General features: G+C 68.0%; 21 protein-coding genes. 10 read left to right on the plus strand and 11 right to left on the minus strand.

Annotated features, from left to right (window positions below; genetic code table 11):
• Window positions 1-213: 213 nt before the first annotated feature.
• Complete coding sequence (locus tag ABB55_RS20835) at window positions 214-555, minus strand: accessory factor UbiK family protein (RefSeq protein ID WP_054360523.1); 342 nt, start codon at window positions 553-555, stop codon at window positions 214-216.
• A gap of 277 nt (window positions 556-832) precedes the next feature.
• Here ABB55_RS20835 and ABB55_RS20840 point away from each other — a divergent pair, with 277 nt between their 5' ends.
• Window positions 833-1,651, plus strand: coding sequence for a quinoprotein dehydrogenase-associated SoxYZ-like carrier (locus tag ABB55_RS20840; protein WP_054360524.1), 819 nt, complete (start codon window positions 833-835; stop codon window positions 1,649-1,651).
• 581 nt (window positions 1,652-2,232) lie between these two features.
• Here ABB55_RS20840 and ABB55_RS20845 read toward each other — a convergent pair.
• Together ABB55_RS20845 and ABB55_RS20850 are read right to left on the minus strand one after the other, a co-directional pair.
• Window positions 2,233-2,781: a phasin gene (locus tag ABB55_RS20845; protein ID WP_054360525.1), complete on the minus strand. Its 549-nt coding sequence runs from the start codon at window positions 2,779-2,781 to the stop codon at window positions 2,233-2,235.
• A 166-nt stretch (window positions 2,782-2,947) separates the two neighbouring features.
• Complete coding sequence (locus ABB55_RS20850; RefSeq protein WP_054360526.1) at window positions 2,948-3,958, minus strand: LacI family DNA-binding transcriptional regulator; 1,011 nt, start codon at window positions 3,956-3,958, stop codon at window positions 2,948-2,950.
• Between the two features lie 203 nt (window positions 3,959-4,161).
• Here ABB55_RS20850 and ABB55_RS20855 point away from each other — a divergent pair, with 203 nt between their 5' ends.
• The 7 genes from ABB55_RS20855 to otnK all read left to right on the plus strand — a co-directional run bounded on the left by ABB55_RS20855 (window position 4,162) and on the right by otnK (window position 11,842).
• Window positions 4,162-5,223, plus strand: coding sequence for an ABC transporter ATP-binding protein (locus ABB55_RS20855; protein WP_054360527.1), 1,062 nt, complete (start codon window positions 4,162-4,164; stop codon window positions 5,221-5,223).
• 186 nt (window positions 5,224-5,409) lie between these two features.
• Window positions 5,410-6,717: an ABC transporter substrate-binding protein gene (locus tag ABB55_RS20860; protein ID WP_054360528.1), complete on the plus strand. Its 1,308-nt coding sequence runs from the start codon at window positions 5,410-5,412 to the stop codon at window positions 6,715-6,717.
• Between the two features lie 237 nt (window positions 6,718-6,954).
• Window positions 6,955-7,806, plus strand: coding sequence for a carbohydrate ABC transporter permease (locus ABB55_RS20865; RefSeq protein ID WP_390866563.1), 852 nt, complete (start codon window positions 6,955-6,957; stop codon window positions 7,804-7,806).
• Between the two features lie 11 nt (window positions 7,807-7,817).
• Window positions 7,818-8,723: a carbohydrate ABC transporter permease gene (locus tag ABB55_RS20870; protein WP_054360530.1), complete on the plus strand. Its 906-nt coding sequence runs from the start codon at window positions 7,818-7,820 to the stop codon at window positions 8,721-8,723.
• Window positions 8,720-9,679: an L-threonate dehydrogenase gene (gene ltnD, locus ABB55_RS20875; protein WP_054360531.1), complete on the plus strand. Its 960-nt coding sequence runs from the start codon at window positions 8,720-8,722 to the stop codon at window positions 9,677-9,679. Before ABB55_RS20870 ends, ltnD begins: the two co-directional genes overlap by 4 nt.
• A 103-nt stretch (window positions 9,680-9,782) precedes the next feature.
• Window positions 9,783-10,565, plus strand: a complete 783-nt coding sequence (gene otnI / locus ABB55_RS20880; protein WP_054360532.1) for a 2-oxo-tetronate isomerase — start codon at window positions 9,783-9,785, stop codon at window positions 10,563-10,565.
• The gene (gene otnK, locus ABB55_RS20885; RefSeq protein WP_054360533.1) at window positions 10,562-11,842 is read left to right on the plus strand and encodes a 3-oxo-tetronate kinase; all 1,281 of its coding nucleotides are present in this window, start codon (window positions 10,562-10,564) and stop codon (window positions 11,840-11,842) included. The genes otnI and otnK overlap by 4 nt, the downstream gene beginning before the upstream one ends.
• A 61-nt stretch (window positions 11,843-11,903) precedes the next feature.
• Here the strand turns inward: otnK and ABB55_RS20890 are convergent, their stop codons facing one another.
• The 3 genes from ABB55_RS20890 to kduI form a co-directional block, all read right to left on the minus strand.
• A complete protein-coding gene (locus ABB55_RS20890; protein ID WP_054360534.1) occupies window positions 11,904-12,248 on the minus strand; it encodes a cupin domain-containing protein in 345 nt (114 codons plus the stop codon).
• 82 nt (window positions 12,249-12,330) lie between these two features.
• Window positions 12,331-13,089, minus strand: coding sequence for a 2-dehydro-3-deoxy-D-gluconate 5-dehydrogenase KduD (kduD, locus tag ABB55_RS20895; protein WP_054360535.1), 759 nt, complete (start codon window positions 13,087-13,089; stop codon window positions 12,331-12,333).
• Between the two features lie 20 nt (window positions 13,090-13,109).
• Window positions 13,110-13,940: a 5-dehydro-4-deoxy-D-glucuronate isomerase gene (gene kduI / locus ABB55_RS20900; protein ID WP_054360536.1), complete on the minus strand. Its 831-nt coding sequence runs from the start codon at window positions 13,938-13,940 to the stop codon at window positions 13,110-13,112.
• Between the two features lie 82 nt (window positions 13,941-14,022).
• On the opposite strand from kduI, the gene ABB55_RS20905 reads away from it, so the two are divergent.
• On the plus strand, window positions 14,023-14,661 hold the full coding sequence (locus ABB55_RS20905; RefSeq protein ID WP_152982124.1) for a hypothetical protein: 639 nt from the start codon (window positions 14,023-14,025) through the stop codon (window positions 14,659-14,661).
• Window positions 14,658-15,158 carry a hypothetical protein gene (locus ABB55_RS20910; RefSeq protein WP_054360538.1) on the plus strand — a complete coding sequence of 167 codons (501 nt, stop codon included), beginning with the start codon at window positions 14,658-14,660 and terminating at the stop codon, window positions 15,156-15,158. Before ABB55_RS20905 ends, ABB55_RS20910 begins: the two co-directional genes overlap by 4 nt.
• A gap of 10 nt (window positions 15,159-15,168) precedes the next feature.
• On the opposite strand, the gene ABB55_RS20915 is transcribed toward ABB55_RS20910, so the two are convergent.
• From ABB55_RS20915 to ABB55_RS20935, 5 genes are all read right to left on the minus strand, one after another.
• Complete coding sequence (locus tag ABB55_RS20915) at window positions 15,169-16,617, minus strand: pyridoxal phosphate-dependent decarboxylase family protein (protein ID WP_054360539.1); 1,449 nt, start codon at window positions 16,615-16,617, stop codon at window positions 15,169-15,171.
• Window positions 16,618-16,705: 88 nt separating this feature from the next.
• Complete coding sequence (locus tag ABB55_RS20920) at window positions 16,706-17,692, minus strand: dipeptide ABC transporter ATP-binding protein (RefSeq protein WP_054360540.1); 987 nt, start codon at window positions 17,690-17,692, stop codon at window positions 16,706-16,708.
• Entirely contained in the window at window positions 17,689-18,714 is a 1,026-nt protein-coding gene (locus ABB55_RS20925; RefSeq protein ID WP_054360541.1) for an ABC transporter ATP-binding protein, read from the minus strand. The genes ABB55_RS20920 and ABB55_RS20925 overlap by 4 nt, the downstream gene beginning before the upstream one ends.
• Before the next feature lies 1 nt (window position 18,715).
• Window positions 18,716-19,117, minus strand: a complete 402-nt coding sequence (locus ABB55_RS20930; RefSeq protein WP_054360542.1) for a helix-turn-helix domain-containing protein — start codon at window positions 19,115-19,117, stop codon at window positions 18,716-18,718.
• A gap of 10 nt (window positions 19,118-19,127) precedes the next feature.
• Complete coding sequence (locus tag ABB55_RS20935) at window positions 19,128-19,379, minus strand: type II toxin-antitoxin system RelE family toxin (RefSeq protein ID WP_054360543.1); 252 nt, start codon at window positions 19,377-19,379, stop codon at window positions 19,128-19,130.
• Between the last annotated feature and the right edge of the window lie 31 nt (window positions 19,380-19,410).

Below are 19,410 nucleotides of genomic sequence, written 5' to 3' on the forward strand. Positions count from 1 at the left end.
ATTCCGAGGCCGGCGCGAATCTCTCTTGCGATTCAGTATACGTATCCGTGACTCCTGCGCGACAGTCGCGTGCGCCTCCCGGACGATCGGCTGTGGACGTCCGCTCTTTTCCCGACCCGAAGACGCGAAAAGGCGCGCCGGCCGGCGCGCCTTCGGAACGATCTGAAAGTCGGGATCGGGTCGCGTGATCGGGTCGCGCGGGGGCGACTGCGGTCAGATCGACGGGTCGGACCCGGCGGCATCGGCGCCCGGTGCCGGGTCGGCGGCGGCCGTCTGCACGGCGGCGGGCGCCTCCGGTTCCGGGGCGATGCCGAGCCGGGCTTCGAGCACGGCGACGCGCGCGGCAAGGCGCTCATTCTCCTCGCGGGCGCGCACGACCATGTCGCGCAGCACCTCGACATCCTCGCGGCGGACCACGTCCATGTCGGCCAGGAACCGTTCCGCCTGGGCGCGGAACGCGGTGTCGACCTCGCGGCGCACGCCCTGGGCCACGCCGGCGGCATCGGTCATCAGCCTGGCGAACTCGTCCAGGAGGCGGTTCGAAGTCTGCGTCATGGCTCTCGTCTCCGCTCATGCCTATCGGGGCGGGTCCCGCCGCGGGGCCCGGAACCCGAGCCGTCGCCGGATGGCGCGCGGCCGTTCCTCTGCCGGCTCTTATGGGTACTCCCAGCGTCACCTGCAAGTCGGCAGGGCTTCGTATCGGGAGCAGGGCGCGACGGCATGTGCGACGGTATGGCCGGCCGGCTGCCGCTCGTCGGGCTTGACAGGAGCCGGCGTCATCCCATCATGCGACATCAATCGATTGAAACGAGCCTGGTTCCGGAGAAAGTCCATGTCGGTCGTGTCGCGCGCCCTGAAGAGCCTTCTGGCCGGCCTCACCGTGGCGGCCGGTCTCGCGGCCGCCGTCGCGCCGGCAGCGGCGGGTTCGAGCTGGGACGACATCCGGCCGATGATGTTCGGCGACCGCAAGATTGCAAACGGCCAGGGCATCGTGACCTTCACGGCGCCCTACCGCGCCGAGGATGACCGGCGCGTGCCGGTCTCGGCCGTCGCGGCCTTTCCGGACGGCCGCTCGGTGAAGTCGGTCGCCTTCATCATCGACGAGAATCCGATGCCGATGGCGGCGACCTTCCGGTTCGACCGCGGGCGCGACAAGGTCGGCCTCGGCATCGACATCCGCCTGAACGGTCCGTCGATGGTGCGGGCCGTGGTCGAGGCCAGCGACGGCCAGCTCTACATGGCGGAAAGCCTGGTCAAGACCTCCGGCCTCGGGGCCTGCGCGGCTCCGCCGGTCGGGGATGCCGCGGTGGCGCTGCGGACGCTCGGCAACATGGAACTCGCCGCGCTGCCGGCGGCCGCCGACAATCCCTTCACCCGCTCGGCGCGGCTGAAGATCAAGCATCCCCAGAATACCGGGATGCAGATGAACCAGATCACGCTGCTCTATATCCCGGCCCGCTATGTCGACGAAGTCGAAGTCCGCCACGGCCAGGAGAGGCTCTTCACCGTCGAGACCGGCTTCGCCCTGTCGGAAGATCCGCGCATCGACTTCGACTACCAGTCGAACGGTGGCGATGTCCTGACCGTGCGCATGCGCGATACCGACGGCGCAATGTTCCAGCGCAGCTTCCCGCACGGCGTTGGCGGCTGAGCCGGCGGATCGGGGTGAAGACGTAAGGCCCGACACACCGGGTGGGCGAAAGCCGCGGATCCGGTGACGGGTGGCGCTGACGCGACCATCCCCGCGGCCTCATTTCAATCTCGCGGTTATCCCCTTCGCCCCCCAAGGGGAGAAGGGGAAGGAGCCGCGGGATCGGGGTTCGGGTGCGATGCGCCCGATGCGAATGGCCGGGCGGATCGCGGCGCGACTGATGCCAACGCCCGGACGGATCGCGGGGCGACTGACGCGTCGGCCTCCGGGCAATGCCGCCGCAACCGCTCTTCTTCGAGGGCGATCGTCCTGTACTGCGGCTGATGGGCGCCCGGCCGGTCGTGCAATCGATGCTGTTGAAACAAACAAGCCCGGACACGAGGTCCGGGCCGAGTTGAGGCACGCTCTACGCGTTTGACTGCACCGCGAACGACGGTGTCAGGGCCGTCGTTCCTTCGCGCGGCCGGTCCGGGGGAGAGCCAGCCGCGGCGAAGCGAGGTGTCGGACCCGGTGGGGCGGCCGCAAAGCCGCTGCCGCACCGGGCCAGACTTTCAGGTTCGGACCGTTCAGGATCGGACCGTTCAGGCCGCCTTGAAGGTCTTCGAGACGGCGTCCTTGACCGGCTGGGCGGTCTCGGTGGCGACCTTCGTGGCGAGCGACTGCAGGTCCTTGGCCTGGGCGGTCACCGATTCGAACTGGTGACGCACGAAGGCGGTCTGCAGCTCGATGGCTTCCGCGAAGGTCTTGGCACCGGCCAGATCCTTGGCGAAGGCGAAGGCGGCGTCGGTGTTGGCCTTGAGCGCGTCGAGGGTCTTCAGATTGTACTCGACGGCGCCGGCGCGGGCGGTCTCGAAGGTGTCCTCGATCAGGTCGGTGGTCTCTTCGGCCGCGACCTTCATCTTCTCGTAGTTGGCCTTGACCTGCGCCACGGTCTTCTCGGCCACGTCGCGGAGCGCCTGCGGCACCTCGACCTGCGGCATCTTGGCGAAGTCGACCTTCGGCATCTCGAATTTGGGCATCTCGAACTTCGGCATCTCGATCTTGGGGAGCTCGAAGGGGACGACCTTGTCGGTCGAGGCGGACTTCGGGGCGGTCTTCTTCGCGGTCGGCTTGGATTCGATATCGGTCATTGTCATGCCTCCTGGGTTTCGGTCTGTCGGCCGCGTTGCGACCGCCGGAAATCCACCTTTGATGGGGCATCTCCGTTCGACTGAAACCAATATAGGATGGCTTTTGCTGCAGTGCAACATGATTTGCGCACCGCAAACGGATTAGGGAGTTATACGTATAAGAATATCACGATGTCGCCCCCGGCACCAGTTCGTAACCGGTGTCGACGACCGTCGCCGGAGCCTGCGCCAGCAGAAGGCCTGCCGCCACTTCGCCGGCGCGATAGCGCGGCGTGCGGATGGTCGACAGGGGCTGGGGCAGGGCCTGGCCGACTTCGAGGCCGTTGAAGCCGAACAGGGCGAGCCGGTCCGGCACCGTGATACCCTCGGCGAGGCAGTGGAAATAGCCGCCGATGGCCATGTCGTCATTGACGAAATAGACCGCGTCGAGGTCCGGCGTGCGCGCCAGCAGGGTGGCGAGCCCGATGCGGCCGGCTTCGGCCGAGGAGGGGGCCGGGACGAGTTCCTGATCGGCCGGCGACAGGCCGGCTTCCGCCAGACCGGCCAGGAAGCCCTCGTGGCGCTTGCGCGCCCGGCTGTCGCCCGGCAGACGGATGCCCAGATAGGCCAGACGGCGCCGGCCGCGCCCGACCAGATGGCGGGCCGTGTCCCGACCCGCCGCATGCTGGCTGAACCCGACCACATGGTCGATGCCCTGGCCGTCGAGATCCAGGATCTCGGCCACCCGGACGCCGCTCGCCGCGATCATGGCGCGCGAACGGTCGGTATGCTCGAGCCCGGCCAGGATCAGGGCGCGGGGCCGCCAGGCGAGCACCGAGGCGATCAGATCCTCCTCGCGTGCCTCTTCATAGTCGGTCACTCCGATGACCGACTGGAAGCCGCTCGACTCCAGCGCGACGGAGGCGCCGCGTAGCACGTCCGGAAAGACGATGTTGGCCAGCGACGGCACGATCAGCGCGACCAGATCCGACTCCGTCGACGCCAGCGCCCCGGCGATTCGATTGGGAACGTAGCCGAGGGCCGACACCGCGCGCAGGACCTTGTCGCGCGTCTCCTCCGAATAGGAACCGCTCCGGCGCAACACGCGCGAAACGGTGCTCTCGCCGACCCCGGCCAGACGGGCCACGTCAGCGATGGTCACGGCAGGAACCGGCCGCTCCCGGTCGTTGATCACCATTCGATCGTCCCTCCCTCGCGCCCGATCTCACGTCGGGTCGCGCTGCGGTCGGCGTCTCCTGAGCCCACAACGGATTCTGCCGCAAGGGGCTTGGCGCCAATCCAACGGCATGTTAACAGCATTGGCAGCGCTGCCAACTTATAAAAAGAAAAAGGCGGCAATCGAATGCCGCAGCCAGGCGGCACGGGAGGAGACTTTCGGCAATGGCTTCCGTTCAGATCCGCGACGTGCGGAAATCCTTCGGCGCGGTCAGCATCATCAAGGGTGTCGACGTCGAAATTCGCGAAGGTGAATTCGTCATTCTCGTCGGCCCGTCGGGCTGCGGGAAGTCGACGTTGCTGCGCATGATCGCAGGGCTCGAGCACATCACCTCCGGCGACATCCTGATCGGCGACCGCGTGGTCAACAATGTGCCGCCGAAGGAACGGGACATCGCCATGGTGTTCCAGAATTATGCGCTCTACCCGCATATGAAGGTCGCCGACAACATGGCCTTCTCGCTCAAGTTGCGGAAGGCCCCGCAGTCCGAGATCGACCAGCGCGTCAAGCGCGCCGCCGAGATCCTCTCGCTGACCCCTCTGCTCGACCGCTATCCGCGCCAGCTGTCCGGCGGCCAGCGTCAGCGCGTCGCCATGGGCCGCGCCATCGTGCGCGATCCGCAGGTCTTCCTGTTCGACGAGCCGCTGTCCAATCTCGACGCCAAACTGCGCGTGCAGATGCGCACCGAGATCAAGGAACTGCACCAGCGCCTGAAGACCACGACGGTCTATGTCACCCACGACCAGATCGAGGCCATGACCATGGCCGACAAGATCGTGGTCATGCATGACGGCATCGTCGAGCAGGTCGGCGCGCCGCTCGAGCTCTACGATCGCCCGGCCAATCTCTTCGTCGCCGGCTTCATCGGCTCGCCGGCCATGAACATGCTGAAGGGCAAGATCAAGGCGGGCAATCCGGCGACCTTCGTGGCGAATGACGGCACGACTCTGCCGCTCGCCGTCGTGCCGGCCGGTTCCGACGGCCGCCCGGCCGTGTTCGGCATCCGGCCTGAGCATGTCCGCCTCGACCCGAACGGCCAGCCCGCCAAGGTGGTGGTGACCGAGCCGACCGGTGCGGAGACCCATGTGGTGGTCCATTTCGCCGGTCAGGAAATGACCTGCGTGTTCCGCGAGCGGATCGCGGCGCGGCCGGGCGACACGCTGACGATCTCGGTCGATCCGAGCGTCACGCATCTTTTCGATGCCGAAAGCGGTCTGCGGCTCTAGTCTGTCGTCCGCTCCGAAGGGATCGGACGATGTGCCGTAAATATTTGTTTACGCACGATTTTTCCGAGCAGGGCGGCTTGCCCTGATCGGACCTGGCTCCAAGTCGGAATACCGCTCCGGCGGATCGTCCGATCGGTCGGGCGCCGGAACGCGGAAGTCCCAAAACACAAAGCGGAGGAAATATCCATGTCGGTCAATCGTCGCGAACTTCTCCTCGGCGCCGCCGTCGGTGCGGCCGGTCTGCCGCTCCTCGGCGCGATGCCGTCCTTTGCGCAGACCGCGTCGAGCTTCACCCCGGAGAAGGGCGCCTCGCTGCGCGTCCTGCGTTGGGCGCCCTTCGTCAAGGGCGACGAGGACGCGTGGCTCGCCAACACCAAGAAGTTCACCGAGAAGACCGGCGTCGAAGTCCGGATCGACAAGGAATCGTGGGAGGACATCCGTCCGAAGTCCGCGGTGGCCGCCAATATGGGCGCCGGTCCGGACATGGTGTGGGTGTGGTTCGACGACGCCCAGCAGTATCCGGACAAGCTGGTCGACGTGTCCGCTCTCGCCAACAAGCTCGGCGCCGCCGGTGGCGGCTGGTATCCGGGCCTCGAGGGCTACGCCAAGCGTGACGGCAAGTTCGTGGCCATGCCGCTCGCGGCGATCGGCAACGCGATCTGCTATCGCGAAAGCCACATGAAGGCCGCCGGCTTCTCGGAATTCCCGAAGGACACCAAGGGCTTCCTGGAACTCTGCAAGGCCCTCAAGGCCAAGGGCACCCCGGCCGGCTTCCCGCACGGCAAGGCCGTCGGCGACGGCAACAACTATGCCCATTGGCTGCTCTGGAGCCATGGCGGCAAGACCGTCGACGAGAGCGGCAAGGTGGCGATCAACAGCCCCGAGACGCTCGCCGCGATCAACTATGCCAAGGAGCTCTACGGGACCTTCATCCCGGGCACCGAGAGCTGGCTCGACATCAACAACAACCGCGCCTTCCTGGCCAACCAGATCTCGCTGACGGCGAACGGCGTGTCGCTCTATTACGCGGCCAAGAACGATCCGAAGCTCGCCGAGATGGCGGCCGACATCCGGACGACCAACTTCCCGGTCGGCCCGGTCGGCCAGTCGATCGAGCTCCATCAGACGACCTCGATCGCCACCTTCAAGCACACCAAGTTCCCGCAGGCCTGCATGGCCTACCTGGAATTCATGTACCAGCCCGAGCAGATGAATGCCTGGCTGCAGGGCTCCTCGGCCTATTGCTGCCAGCCGCTCAAGGCCTATGCCTCGAACCCGATCTGGACCTCGGACAAGAACCACGCGGCCTATGCGAAGGCCTCGGAGACCCTGCGTCCGAACGGCTATGCCGGCCCGCTCGGCTATGCCTCGGCCGGCGTCATGGCCGACTACGTGCTGGTCGACATGTTCGCCGAGGCCGTGACAGGTGCCCAGACGCCGGAGAACGCGATCAAGCGGGCCGAGGCCCGTATCAACCGCTACTACCGCGTTTGATCGGCTGAGAACGGATGCGGCGCGGCCGCGTCCGTTCCCATCCCGAAATGAGAGCCTGCCGGCGCGCAGCCCATGCGCGCCGGGGTTTGTTTTGCGTGCCTCGCGCCCTTCGGGCCGAGGTGCCCGCAACGGAGCCAGACCATGACGGATCACGCCGGCACGGCCGGACGCGCGCCCGCACCCCCTTCATTTCTGTCGCGCCTCGGGCAGAGCCGCAATGCGCTCGGCCTGGCTTTCATGCTGCCCGCCGGCGTGTTCCTGATCTGCTTCCTGGCCTATCCGCTCGGGCTCGGGGTCTGGCTCGGCTTCACGGACGCCCGCATCGGGCGGACCGGTCAGTTCATCGGCCTGGAGAACTATCAGTTTCTCTGGATCGACGCTGTCTTCTGGCTCTCGGTCTTCAACACGCTGCTCTACACGATCACGGCGTCGATCCTGAAATTCGGCCTCGGGCTCTGGCTGGCGCTGATCCTCAATCAGCACCTGCCGTTCAAGGCCTTCTTCCGCGCCATCGTGCTGCTGCCCTGGGTCGTGCCGACGGTCCTGTCCGGCATTGCCTTCTGGTGGATCTACGACAGCCAGTTCTCGATCGTCAGCTGGTCGCTGATCAAGCTCGGCGTGATCGACCACTACATCAACTTCCTGGGCGAGGCGAACATGGCGCGCGCCTCGGTGATCGCCGCCAATGTCTGGCGCGGCATCCCGTTCGTCGCCATCTCGCTGCTGGCCGGCCTGCAGACCATCTCGCCGTCGCTGCATGAGGCTGCGACGCTGGACGGCGCCACGCCGTGGCAGCGCTTCCGCTATGTGACTCTGCCGATGCTGTCGCCGATCATTTCGGTGGTGATGACCTTCTCGGTCCTGTTCACCTTCACCGACTTCCAGCTCATCTACGTGCTCACCAAGGGCGGGCCGGTCAACGCGACCCACCTGATGGCCACGCTCTCGTTCCAGCGCGCCATTCCCGGCGGCCAGCTCGGCGAGGGTGCCGCGATCGCGGTCGCCATGATCCCGTTCCTGCTCGCCGCCATCCTGTTCAGCTTCTTCGGCCTGCAGCGCCGCAAGTGGCAGCAGGGCGGCTCGGACTGAGGAGAAAGCCCATGACCTCCGCGCCCCCCGCCTCCGCAACCGCCGCGACGGCCTCCGACGACACCGTCGGCATGGACTATCTCGACAGCCTGCCGCGGCGCATCCTGGTGACCTATCTGCCGCTGGCCTGCTTCATCTTCGTGCTGCTGTTCCCATTCTACTGGATGGCGATCACGGCGGTGAAGCCGAACGACCAGTTGACCGACTACGAGCACTATTCGCCCTTCTGGGTGGTCGAGCCGACGCTGCAGCACATCAAATATCTGCTGTTCGAAACCTCCTATCCGGGCTGGCTCTGGAACACGGTCGTCGTGTCGGTCTGCGCGACCGCGCTCGCCCTGGTCGCCTCGGTCTTTGCGGCCTATGCGATCGAGCGTCTGCGCTTCTTCGGCTCGCGCTGGGTCGGCCTCGGCATCTTCCTCGCCTATCTGGTGCCGCCGTCGATCCTGTTCATCCCGCTGGCGCTGCTGATCTTCGGGCTCGGCATCTACGACACCAAGCTGGCGCTGATCTTCACCTATCCGACCTTCCTGATCCCCTTCTGCACCTGGCTGCTGATGGGCTACTTCCGCTCGATCCCCTACGAGCTTGAGGAATGCGCCCTGATCGACGGCGCCTCGCGCTGGCAGATCCTGACCAAGGTCCTGCTGCCGCTCGCCGTCCCGGGCCTGATCTCGGCCGGCATCTTCGCCTTCACGCTGTCCTGGAACGAGTTCATCTACGCGCTGACCTTCATCCAGTCCTCGGAGAACAAGACCATCCCGGTCGGCGTTCTGACCGAACTGGTGCGCGGCGACGTGTTCGAGTGGGGCTCGCTGATGGCCGGCGCCCTGTTCGGCTCGCTGCCGGTGGTGATCCTCTATTCCTTCTTCGTCGACTACTACGTGGCCTCGATGACCGGAGCCGTGAAGGAATGAGCACTCAAACTGCCCCGCTGGCCGCCCAGGGGGCCGCCCAGGGGACCGCTCTGCGCGCGGCCGTCATCGGCCTCGGCTCGATGGGCTTCGGCATGGCCCAGTCGCTGCGCCGCGCCGGCTTCGATGTCGCCGGCACCGACGTGAACCCGGAGGCCGTCGCCCGCTTCGTCGCCGAGGGCGGCCGCGGCGCCGCGAGCCCGGCCGAGGCCGCGGCCGACGCGTCGGTCGTGGTCTGCGTGGTGGTCAATGCGGCGCAGACGGAGGCGGTGCTGTTCGGTCCCGGCGGTGTCGCCGCCGCGATGCCGGAAGGCGCCGTCTTCGTCTCCTCGGCGACGATGGATCCGGCGGTCGCCCGCCGCCTCGCCGCCGGCCTGGAGGCGACCGGCCGGCACTATCTCGACGCGCCGATCTCCGGCGGCGCGGCCCGGGCCGCCAAGGGCGAGCTGACCGTCATGGCATCCGGCACGCCGGCGGCCTTCGCGGCCGCCCGCAGTGCGCTCGACGCCATGGCCGCCACGGTGCACGAACTCGGCGATGCGGCCGGGATCGGCGCCTCCTTCAAGATGATCAACCAACTCCTGGCCGGCGTCCATATCGCAGCGGCCGGCGAGGCGGTCGCGCTCGCCGCCAAGCTGGGTCTCGACCTCGACAAGGTCTACGAAGTGATCACGGGCTCGGCCGGCAACAGCTGGATGTTCGAGAACCGCGTGCCGCACATCCTGGCCGGCGACTACCGGCCGCTGTCGGCGATCGAGATCTTCGTCAAGGATCTCGGCATCGTCCAGGACATGGTCCGCGCGGAGCGCTTCCCGGCGCCGATCGCGGCCGCGGCCCTGCAGATGTATCTCGCCAGCGCCGGCCTCGGCTTCGGCCGCGACGACGACAGTTCGGTCGCGCGCACCTATGCGCAGCTCTCCGGTGCCCGTCTGCCGCAGCCCGGCGGGCCGGCCGAGTAGGCGCGCGCCTTCGAGCCAGCGCCCGCGCGGCGCGCGCATCGATGGATCGATCCGGGCCGGCGGCGATCACGCCCCGGCCGTTCCAACGCCAGGGGAGGGGCCGGTGCCGGTCTTCGCCGCCAATCTGACCATGATGTTCAACGAGTGGGGCTTTCTCGACCGCTTCGACGCGGCGGCCGAGGCCGGCTTCACGGCGGTGGAATTCCTGTTCCCCTACGATCATCCGCCCGAGATCGTGGCCGAACGGCTCCGCCGCAACGGCCTGACCCAGGCGCTGTTCAACATGCCGCCGGGCGACTGGGCGGCCGGCGAACGCGGCCTTGCCGCCCTGCCGGAGCGCTTCGCCGAGGTTCAGGCCGGCGTCGCCAAGGCGCTCGACTATGCCGCCGCGACCGGCGTCAAGCGCATCCACATCATGGCCGGTCTCGCCGCGTCCGACGATGCCGCCGCCATGGCCGCCTATCGCCGGTCGGTCGAGCATGCCGCCGGCCGCCTCGCCGAGGCCGGCATCGACCTGCTGCTGGAGCCGATCAACGGGCGCGACATGCCCGGCTATTTTCTCAACGATTTCGACCGCACGGCGGCGCTGATCGGCGAGATCGGGCTCGGCAACGTCAAGCTCCAGTTCGACATCTACCATCGCCAGATCATCCATGGCGATGTCGCCAAGGGGCTGGAACGGCTGATGCCGCTGACCGGCCATGTCCAGATCGCCAATCCGCCCGGCCGGCACGAACCGGACGACGGCGAACTGAACTATCCGTTCCTGTTCGCCGAGCTGGACCGGCTCGGCTACCAGGGCTTCGTCGGCTGCGAATACCGGCCGCGCGGCGCCACGCTCGACGGGCTGGGCTGGATCGCCCCCTATCGCGGAGCGCGGTCGTGACGCTCGCCCTCGGCTGCATCGCCGACGACTATACCGGCGCCTCGGACCTCGCCAACAGCCTGGCCAAGGCCGGGCTGCGCACCGTGCAGACGATCGGCGTGCCCGCTGCCGGGCTGGCCCTGCCGGAAATCGACGCCATCGTCTGCGCCTTCAAGATCCGCTCGGTGCCGGCGGCGGACGCCGTCGCGGCGGCCTTGCAGGCGGAAACCTGGCTGCGCGGGCAGGGGGCCGGCCACGTCCTCTACAAGGTCTGTTCGACCTTCGATTCCACGGATGAGGGCAATATCGGTCCGGTCACCGATGCGCTGCGCGCGCGGGCCGGCGAGCCGATCGCGCTGGTCAATTCGGCCTTCCCGGAGGCCGGCCGCACCATCTACCAGGGCCATCTCTTCGTCGGCGCGCTGCCGCTGAACGAGAGCCCGCTCAAGGACCATCCGCTCAACCCGATGACCGACGCCAATCTGGTGCGCGTGCTGGCGCGGCAGAGCCGCTCCGGCGTCGGCCTGGTCGACCGCAAGACCATCGCGGCCGGCGATGCGGCGGTGGCGGCGCGCCTCGCGGCACTCGTCCAGGAGGGCAAGGGCGCGGCGATCGCCGACACCATCGAGGACGCTGATCTCGAAACCCTCGGCCGGGTCGCGATGACCCACAAGGTCTCGACCGGCGCCTCGGGCCTCGGCCTCGGCATCGCCCGGGCGCTGGTCGCCTCGGGCCGGGTGCGCGCCGCGACGAGCGGCTCGGCCGGGCTTGAGGTGGTCGGCGGACCGGCGGCCTGCCTGGCGGGGTCCTGCTCGCAGGCGACCCTCGGCCAGATCGCCGAGGCCGAGCGGATCATGCCGGTGCTGCGGCTCGATGCCGAGCGGCTGGGGACGGACGGCATCGCCGAGACCGACCGCGCGATCGCCTTTGCGGGCGAGCGCATCGGCGCCGGCCCGGTGCTGGTCGCGTCCAGCGGCACGCCGGACGAGGTGGCGGCCGTGCAGGCGAAGTTCGGTCGCGACGCGGCCGGCCACGCCATCGAAGCCGGCATGGCGCGCATCGCCGAGGCCCTGGTGGCGCGCGGCGTGCGCCGGCTGGTCGTCGCCGGCGGCGAGACCTCCGGCGCGGTCGTCGAGCGGCTGGCCATCCCGGCCTTCCGGCTCGGCCCGGAGATTGCGCCCGGCGTGCCGGTTCTGCATGCCCTCGGCATCGCCGGCGGGCCGATGGTGCTGGCGCTCAAGTCCGGCAATTTCGGCGCCCCGACCTTCTTCGCCGATGCGCTGAAGCTGATGCCGTGACGCCGATGCGCTGACGAGGCGGGGGACGGATCGCATCCGCCCCTCCGGTCCCCTCAGGCGATCAAAGAAAGTCCTCGCGCGCCGGCGTGAACACGTCGACCAGCACGCCGGGCTCCAGCGCAACGGCGCCGTGGACCAGGTCCGGAGAGACGAAATAGACGTCGCCCGGGCCGAGCTCGGCGACCTGCCCGTCGATGGTCAGTTCGAAGCGGCCGGACTGGACGTAGCTCGCCTGCCGGTGCGGATGGCTGTGCAGCGCGCCGACCGCGCCCGCCTCGAAGGCGACCTCGACCACCATCAGGTGGTCGTCGAAGCACAGGATGCGCCGCTTCACGCCGGCGCCCAGATCCTGCCAGGCAATCTCGGCCGCCTTGCCGAAGGGCGCCGCCTTGTCGACCGTCACCATGTCGTCTCCCTTCAGAAGCAACGCCCGGTCGGAGCGACAGGCTCCGATCGGAACAGGTTTGCGCCAGCAAAGGCATGCGCGCTCAGCGCGCGAGCCAGCCGCCGTCGACCGGCAGGCAGACCCCATGGACATAGTCGGAAGCATCCGAGGCCAGGAACACCGCCGCGCCGGCGAGATCGGCCGGCTCGCCCCAGCGCCCGGCCGGAATGCGCGCCGAGATCTCGGCGTTGCGGGTGGCATCGGCGCGGATCGCGGCGGTGTTGTCGGTGACCATGTAGCCGGGCGCGATCGCATTGACGTTGATGCGGTGCTTCGCCCATTCGTTGGCCATGATCCGGGCGAGGCCGAGCAGCCCACTCTTGGCCGCCGTATAGGCCGGCACGCGGATGCCGCCCTGATAGGACAGCATCGAGGCGATATGGATGATCTTGCCCGGCTGCCCGGCCGCGACGCAATGGCGGGCGAAGGCCTGCGACAGGAAGAAGATCGACTTCAGGTTCAGGTCGATGACCGCGTCCCAGTCGGCCTCGGTGAAGTCGAGCGAATCCGCCCGCCGGATCATGCCGGCATTGTTGACGAGGATGTCGGCCCGCCCAAAGGCCGCGACGGCCTGTCGGATCGTGTCGCCGGCATCCGCGCTGCCGAGATCGGCCGCGATCGCGCGATAGCGGCGCCCGGCAGCCTCGACACCGGCGGCGGTCGCCGACTGGTCGGACCGGGCGATGCCGACGATGTCGGCGCCGGCCAGGGCGAGGCCCTTCGCCATGCCCCGGCCGAGCCCGGTCGAGGCGCCGGTGACGATGGCCACGCGGCCGGAGAGATCGAACAGTGTCACGGCCATCGCCCTCTTGTGCCGACCGGTCAGCGCAGGTCCTGCGGCTTGACCATGTCCATGTCGGTGAATTCCTGGTTCTCGCCGGCCATCGCCCAGATGAAGGAATAGTTGCGCGTGCCCGAGCCCATATGGATCGACCAGGACGGCGAGATCACCGCCTGCTCGTTGGCGAGGACCAGATGCCGGGTCTCGTCCGGTTTGCCCATGTAGTGGAAGACGCGGCCGTCCTCGCCGAGCCCGAAATAGAGATAGGCTTCCATCCGCCGTTCGTGGGTGTGGCACGGATAGGTGTTCCAGACGCTGCCCTCATAAAGATCGGTCTGGCCCATGCACAGCTGGCAGGTCTCGATCACGTCCGGGTGCAGATACTGGCGCAGCTGGCGCTTGTTGGCGTCGCGCACCGTGCCGAGTTCCAGGGTGCGGGCATCGGCCTTGCGGATCGCCCGGGTCGGGCAGGCGCGGTGTGCCGGCACGCTGACCAGGTAGAATTTGGCCGGATTGGCCGGATCCGGGCTTTCGAAGGCCACGTCCTTGGCGCCCTTGCCGATATAGAGCGCATCCGCCTCGACGAGATCGTAGGCGGTGCCGTCGACGATGATCCGGCCGGCGCCGGCAATGACGAAGATGCCGGCCTCGCGCCGGTCGAAGAAGCCGAGGCCGCCGAACATGGCGCCGCCCTCGGGCCGGAGCGGTTCGCCGACCGGCATCAGGCCGGCCACGACCATGCGGTCGTCGTGGCAATAGGTCATCCGGATCGCACCGGGCGCGAAAACGCCGTCGATCAGGTAGCGCGCCCGGAGCGTCGCGGTGTCATAGGCCGGATAGTCGGCCGCGTGGGTCGAATAGCGGATGTCCATGGCGTTCCGGCCTCGTCCTGTCGCTGCCCGGCACTTCGCGGCCGGTGCCGTTCTATAGCAGCTTGTATGATGACACGACAAGTTGGGAGAGGATCGCAATTCGCTGGGTATCGCGCTGTCCATGCCACTTGCGCGCGAAATGTCGCCCCGGCAATATGGATCGCCAGCTTCGCCGGACGGCTTTCGATCGATGTCAGATTTGGATTCCCGCTTCGGACAGGCGATCGTGCCGGCTTACGTGCATCCCTGCGAACAGGCGCTGCCGCCGAGAAGCCTTGTGGTCGTCAAACTGGAAGACGGCGCGCTTCTGGCAGCACTGCGAGCCATGTTGAAGGCTGTCGATCGGTCCGTCTATCCGTCGCACGGCTTTCATTCCGACTATTCGATGATCTGGGTTGTGGACCTGGAGGGTCTGCTTCGGATCGGGCTCGAGGAGGATGACCACGACCGGTTTTCGGTCGCCATTCCGCGCAGCCGGGCGGTGCGCGGCCGTCCAAAGCGCGGGCATCCGGCCCTGGTCGCTGGCGAAGCGGCTCGGATAGGCGGGGAATTGCTGTATGATGTCTCGGCATCGGAGCCGAAATGGGTGCTTTCCAATCGATCCGGCCGCTACGGTCTTGTCGAGGATCGTTCCGAACGACATCTCCGGAACGTCGCCGAAATTCTCGCGGTGTGTGGCGTCGAGGTGGAGATCGATTTTAGAAGCAGTGGTGGCGCATGAACGATACCGTTGACCTGATTCATCTCCTCGGAAGGTTGCGGCCGAGCGAACTCGATCGCCTCGCCGACGGGATCCGTCAGGGCGGTCTGGAGGAATTCAGGACGGCGCTGCATGCTTTCGTCCGGCAGGAATACCCGGGGCCGGTGTCGCAATCCGTGGCCGACGACATGGTGACCGTGGCCTCCGACCTGCGCGTGCTGGCCGCACGATTGGGCCGACCGGTTGCGGACTTCATGGAGACGGTCGCATCCCCGGTCGACGAGGCGTTCCAATCCGCGCTTGGCGGCGCCGACATCCCGTCGATCGTTGCGATCGGTGCCGAGCGGGCGGCGGCGACCGCCCTTTCGGCGGTACCGCCAAAGACTGCAAAGCAAAGAATCGCTGAGGCGGCCGCCAAGCTCCCCAAGCGGGCCGCCAAGCTCCCCAAGCCGGTCGGTGTTGTGCCCCCGGCTGCGCCCACGCGATCGAAGACCCGGTTCGCGCAAGGCGAGGGGTGACCCGCGGAGACTATCCCTCCCGGCCGATCCGTGCCGCGAGCTCGCGGGCGACCTCCAGGACCATGAGCACGTCGGCGCGGGTGGTGTCGGTCTGGCCGACCTGGACGCGGATGACGAAGCGGTTCTGGTGCCGGGTCTGGGTCAGGTAGATGCGGCCGTCGGCATTGATCGCCTCGATGAGGTCCGTGTTCAGCCGGTCGAGTGCGGCGTCGTCGCCGGCAAAGCCGTGCGGGCGATAGCGGAAGCTGAACAGGGCGAGGACCGGCGTCGATGTCAGCTCGAAATCCGGATCGGCGTCGAACAGGCCGGCCAGTTCGCGCGCCCAGGCGACGTGATCGCGGATCTTGGCCCGCAGCGCCTCGACGCCGTAGTAGCGGATCACGAACCACAGTTTCAGCGCCCGGAAGCGACGGCCGAGCGGCACGGACCATTCGTTATAGTCGGTGACGCCGGCGATCTCGTTGTCGCCGAGCCCGAGGGTGCGCAAATAGGCCGGCCGCAGCCCGAGCGTATAGGTCAGGGCCTTGGGATCCTTCACGAAATGGGCCGAGCAGTCGAAATTCGTGAACAGCCATTTGTGCGGATTGAAGACGAAGCTGTCGGCCGCCTCGGCGCCGCGCATCAGATGGCGGAACTCCGGGCAGATCATCGCCGAACCGGCCCAGGCGGCATCGACATGCAGGAAGATGCCGTGCCGGCGTGCCACGTCGGCGACGCGGGCGATGTCGTCGACCGCGCCAACCGAGGTGCCGCCAAGGCACGCGACGATCAGGAACGGCGTCATGCCGGCGGCCTTGTCCTCGCGGATCTGCTCGTCGAGGGCGGCCACGTCCAGGCTGCAGAGCGGGCCGGCGCTGGGCAGCTTGACCAGGTTCTGGTGGCCGATGCCGGCCATCCGGATCGCCTTGTCGACCGAGGAATGCGCTTCCGCCGAGCAATAGGCCCGGAGCGGCGTCGCGCCGAACAGGCCGGCCGTGTTGCTCATATAGGAAAGCGCGCGTTCGCGGGCGGTCAGCACGGCCGCGAAGGTGGCGCTGGTCGCGGAATCCTGGATCACGCCGGCAAAGCTCGGCGGCAGGCCGATCATGCCGCGCAGCCATTCCATCATGCGCGCTTCAAGCTCGGTCGCCGCCGGCGAGGTCTGCCAGAGCATGCATTGCGCCGCCATGGCGGCGGTGACGAACTCGGCGACCACCGCGGGCGGGCTGGAATTGGCCGGGAAATAGGCGAAGAAGCGCGGATGCTGCCAATGCGTCATGCCGGGCAGGATGGTCCGGTCCAGATCGGCGAAGATCGCCTCCATCGGCTCGCCCTGCAGCGGCGGCTCGGCCGGGATCGCCTGGTGGATCGCGCCGGGCGCGGTCTGGGCGCGCACGGGGCGCTCGCGCACGGTGGCGAGATAGTCGACCGCCCAATCGGCGGCGCGGCGCGCCCATTGGCGGAAATCGAACGACGGCATCGGGAATTCCACTCGGATGGCGGGGGTGTCCCACGAGTCAGGGGGCATTCCCCCCGGTTTCGAGGGCTTCACCCCTGTTTCGGGGTCGTCACCCTACCGAAGCGTGAGCGGTCGCGAAACAGGCCGCTTGATGAACGCCGCCCTCCAGTTCGGGGCGCTCGCGCCGGCACCGGTCGAAGGCGAGCGGGCAGCGCGGATTGAAGACGCAGCCCGGCGGCGGCGAGAAGGGCGACGGCAGCTCGCCCCGCAGGATGATCCGTTCCTTCCGCGCGGTCGGATCGGCGACCGGCGTCGCGGACAGGAGCGCGCGCGTATAGGGATGGCGCGGATCGGCGAAGATCGCGTCGCGCGGCCCGTATTCGGCGACCCGGCCGAGATACATCACCAGCACGTCGTCGGCGATGTGGCGCACCACCGACAGGTCGTGGCTGATGAACACGTAGGCGAGGCCGAACTCGGTCTGCAGGTCGGAGATCAGGTTGAGCACCTGCGCGCGCACCGAGACGTCGAGCGCCGAAACCGGTTCGTCGAGCACCAGGATCTTCGGCCTGAGCATCAGGGCGCGCGCGATGGCGATGCGTTGGCGCTGGCCGCCGGAGAACATATGCGGATAGCGCCGGGCATGTTCCCGGCGCAGGCCGACCCGTTCGAGCATGTCGAGCGCGGCCGCCCGCCGTTCGTCGGCCGAACCGCCCATGCCGTTGACCAGAAGCGGTTCCTCCAGCGTGTCGGCGATGGTCTGGCGCGGGTTGAGCGAGCCGTAGGGGTTCTGGAACACCATCTGCACCTTGCGGCGCAGGGCCTTCAGGGTCGCGCCGGTCGAACCGGTCACGTCGATGCCGTCGATGGCGAGGCGGCCGTCGGTCGGCGTCTCGATCAGCGTCAGCATGCGGCCGAGCGTCGACTTGCCGGAGCCGGATTCGCCGACCACCGCCAGCGTCTTGCCCGGCCGGACCGAGAAGGAGATGCCGGCGACCGCCTTCACGTCGGCGGTCGGCGCGAACATGCCGCGGCTGACCTGATAGGTGCGGTGCAGGTCGCGGGCTTCGAGGACGGGTGCGTCGGGCGCGGTCATGCGGAGACCTTTCCGGGCTCGGCGAAGGTGACGCCCTTCGGCAGGTTCTGGGGCGTGGGACGGCCGCCGACGAGCGGCGTGTGGCAGAGCGCGAAGCCGAGATCGGCGCGCGCCCGGACCGGCGGCGTGGTGCGGCAGGCCTCGAAGGCGAAGTCGCAGCGCGGCGCGAACAGGCAGCCGGGCGGCCGGTCGAACTGGCCCGGCACCATGCCGGGGATCGAGGGCAGGCGCCGCTCGCGCGCCCGTTCGGGCAGGGCTGCGAGGAGCGCGCTGGTATAGGGATGGTGCGGATCGGCGAACAGCGCGCGCGTCGTCGCCTCCTCGACCTGCTGGCCGGCATATTGCACGACGACCCGTTCGGAAGTCTCCGCGACCACGCCCATGTCGTGGGTGATCAGCACGAGACCCATCCCGGTCTTGTCGCGCAGCGAGACGAGGAGATCGAGGATCTGCGCCTGGATGGTCACGTCCAGCGCCGTGGTCGGCTCGTCGGCGATGAGCAGCTTCGGCGAACAGGCGATCGCGATGGCGATCATGACGCGCTGGCTCATGCCGCCGGAGAGCTGATGCGGGAAGGCGGCGAGCCGGCTTTCGGGCTCCGGGATGCCGACCTGGGCGAGCAGTTCGATCGACCGGCGCTTGCGTTCGGCACGGCCGAGGCCGAGATGGGTGGCGAGGCTTTCGCCGAGCTGGAAACCGACCGTGAAGCAGGGATTGAGCGAGGTCATCGGCTCCTGGAAGATCATCGCGACATCCTTGCCGATGATCCGTCGTCGCTCCGAGGAGGTCAGCTTTAGAAGATCGCGCCCCTCGAAGGTCATCCGGTCGGCGGTGACCCGCGCGGTCTTGGGCAGGAGCCCCATCACGGCCAGCATGGCGACCGACTTGCCGGAGCCGGATTCGCCGACGATGGCGACGATCTCGCGCGGATTGACCGTCAGCGAGATGCGGTCGACGGCGCGGAACAGGCCGGATCGCGTCTCGAACTCGACGGTGAGGTTCTCGATCTCGAGAAGGGGCATGTCAGCGGTTTCCTTCGGCGGAGACGAGCCAGGGGCGCGGGATGCCGAGGGCGGCGGCCAGACGTGCCAGCGTTTCGGGGCTGCCTTGCTTGTGCCGGGCCTCCAGGTCCGACAGGTAGCCTTGGCCGAGACCTGCGGCTTCGGCCAATTCCGTCTGGGTCAGGCCCCGCCAGCGGCGCAGAGCCTTGAGCAGGCTGTCGCCCTTCAGGATCGACTGCGAAACCTCGGCGGGCAGCAGCCCATCCGGACCTGCGGTCTCGGCCCGGCGGCGGTCGAGCATCGCGAGGTCGGCGGCGTCCTCCTCGGCATCCTCGGCGGCGGCGAGCAGGGCCTCGTATTCGGCTCGCGGCAGGACGACGAGCTCTTCGCCGCTGGGGCTCCGGATGATTTGTGGCGAGGGCATTTCGGTCTCCTCAATTCCGCCGGTAGGTCGTTGTCTCGCGTTTGCCGATATAGATCGCCAGGATCGTGATCTGGTCTTCCTCGAACAGCACCCGGTAGCGCCCGATGCGCAACCGATACTCGTTCCGTCCGCTGAGCCGCTTCACGTCGCCGAGGCCGGAGATGGCGTATCGGTTGAGCGCATCGGTGATCTGGTCCCGCGCCGCGGCCGGCAAGGCATCCAGATCCCGGGCCGCCGACGGTGTCAGAATGATCGTCTTCATAGAGATAATATCGCTCCATTTCTAGAGATAA

Source organism: Prosthecodimorpha hirschii, assembly GCF_001305515.1.
In the GTDB taxonomy this organism is placed as follows: Bacteria; Pseudomonadota; Alphaproteobacteria; order Rhizobiales; family Ancalomicrobiaceae; genus Prosthecodimorpha; species Prosthecodimorpha hirschii.

Excerpts from the sequence above, each read along its gene's own strand:
- ABB55_RS20855 (WP_054360527.1), top strand. The coding sequence starts at position 4,162 with ATGGCTTCCGTTCAGATCCGCGACGTGCGGAAATCCTTCGGCGCGGTC.
- ABB55_RS20930 (WP_054360542.1), bottom strand. The coding sequence starts at position 19,117 with ATGCCCTCGCCACAAATCATCCGGAGCCCCAGCGGCGAAGAGCTCGTC.
- ltnD (WP_054360531.1), top strand. The coding sequence starts at position 8,720 with ATGAGCACTCAAACTGCCCCGCTGGCCGCCCAGGGGGCCGCCCAGGGG.
- ABB55_RS20845 (WP_054360525.1), bottom strand. The coding sequence starts at position 2,781 with ATGACCGATATCGAATCCAAGCCGACCGCGAAGAAGACCGCCCCGAAG.
- ABB55_RS20840 (WP_054360524.1), top strand. The coding sequence starts at position 833 with ATGTCGGTCGTGTCGCGCGCCCTGAAGAGCCTTCTGGCCGGCCTCACC.
- kduI (WP_054360536.1), bottom strand. The coding sequence starts at position 13,940 with ATGGACATCCGCTATTCGACCCACGCGGCCGACTATCCGGCCTATGAC.
- ABB55_RS20890 (WP_054360534.1), bottom strand. The coding sequence starts at position 12,248 with ATGGTGACGGTCGACAAGGCGGCGCCCTTCGGCAAGGCGGCCGAGATT.
- ABB55_RS20850 (WP_054360526.1), bottom strand. The coding sequence starts at position 3,958 with ATGGTGATCAACGACCGGGAGCGGCCGGTTCCTGCCGTGACCATCGCT.
- ABB55_RS20870 (WP_054360530.1), top strand. The coding sequence starts at position 7,818 with ATGACCTCCGCGCCCCCCGCCTCCGCAACCGCCGCGACGGCCTCCGAC.
- ABB55_RS20935 (WP_054360543.1), bottom strand. The coding sequence starts at position 19,379 with ATGAAGACGATCATTCTGACACCGTCGGCGGCCCGGGATCTGGATGCC.
- ABB55_RS20910 (WP_054360538.1), top strand. The coding sequence starts at position 14,658 with ATGAACGATACCGTTGACCTGATTCATCTCCTCGGAAGGTTGCGGCCG.
- ABB55_RS20925 (WP_054360541.1), bottom strand. The coding sequence starts at position 18,714 with ATGCCCCTTCTCGAGATCGAGAACCTCACCGTCGAGTTCGAGACGCGA.
- kduD (WP_054360535.1), bottom strand. The coding sequence starts at position 13,089 with ATGGCCGTGACACTGTTCGATCTCTCCGGCCGCGTGGCCATCGTCACC.
- ABB55_RS20835 (WP_054360523.1), bottom strand. The coding sequence starts at position 555 with ATGACGCAGACTTCGAACCGCCTCCTGGACGAGTTCGCCAGGCTGATG.
- ABB55_RS20860 (WP_054360528.1), top strand. The coding sequence starts at position 5,410 with ATGTCGGTCAATCGTCGCGAACTTCTCCTCGGCGCCGCCGTCGGTGCG.
- ABB55_RS20915 (WP_054360539.1), bottom strand. The coding sequence starts at position 16,617 with ATGCCGTCGTTCGATTTCCGCCAATGGGCGCGCCGCGCCGCCGATTGG.
- ABB55_RS20920 (WP_054360540.1), bottom strand. The coding sequence starts at position 17,692 with ATGACCGCGCCCGACGCACCCGTCCTCGAAGCCCGCGACCTGCACCGC.
- ABB55_RS20865 (WP_390866563.1), top strand. The coding sequence starts at position 6,955 with ATGCTGCCCGCCGGCGTGTTCCTGATCTGCTTCCTGGCCTATCCGCTC.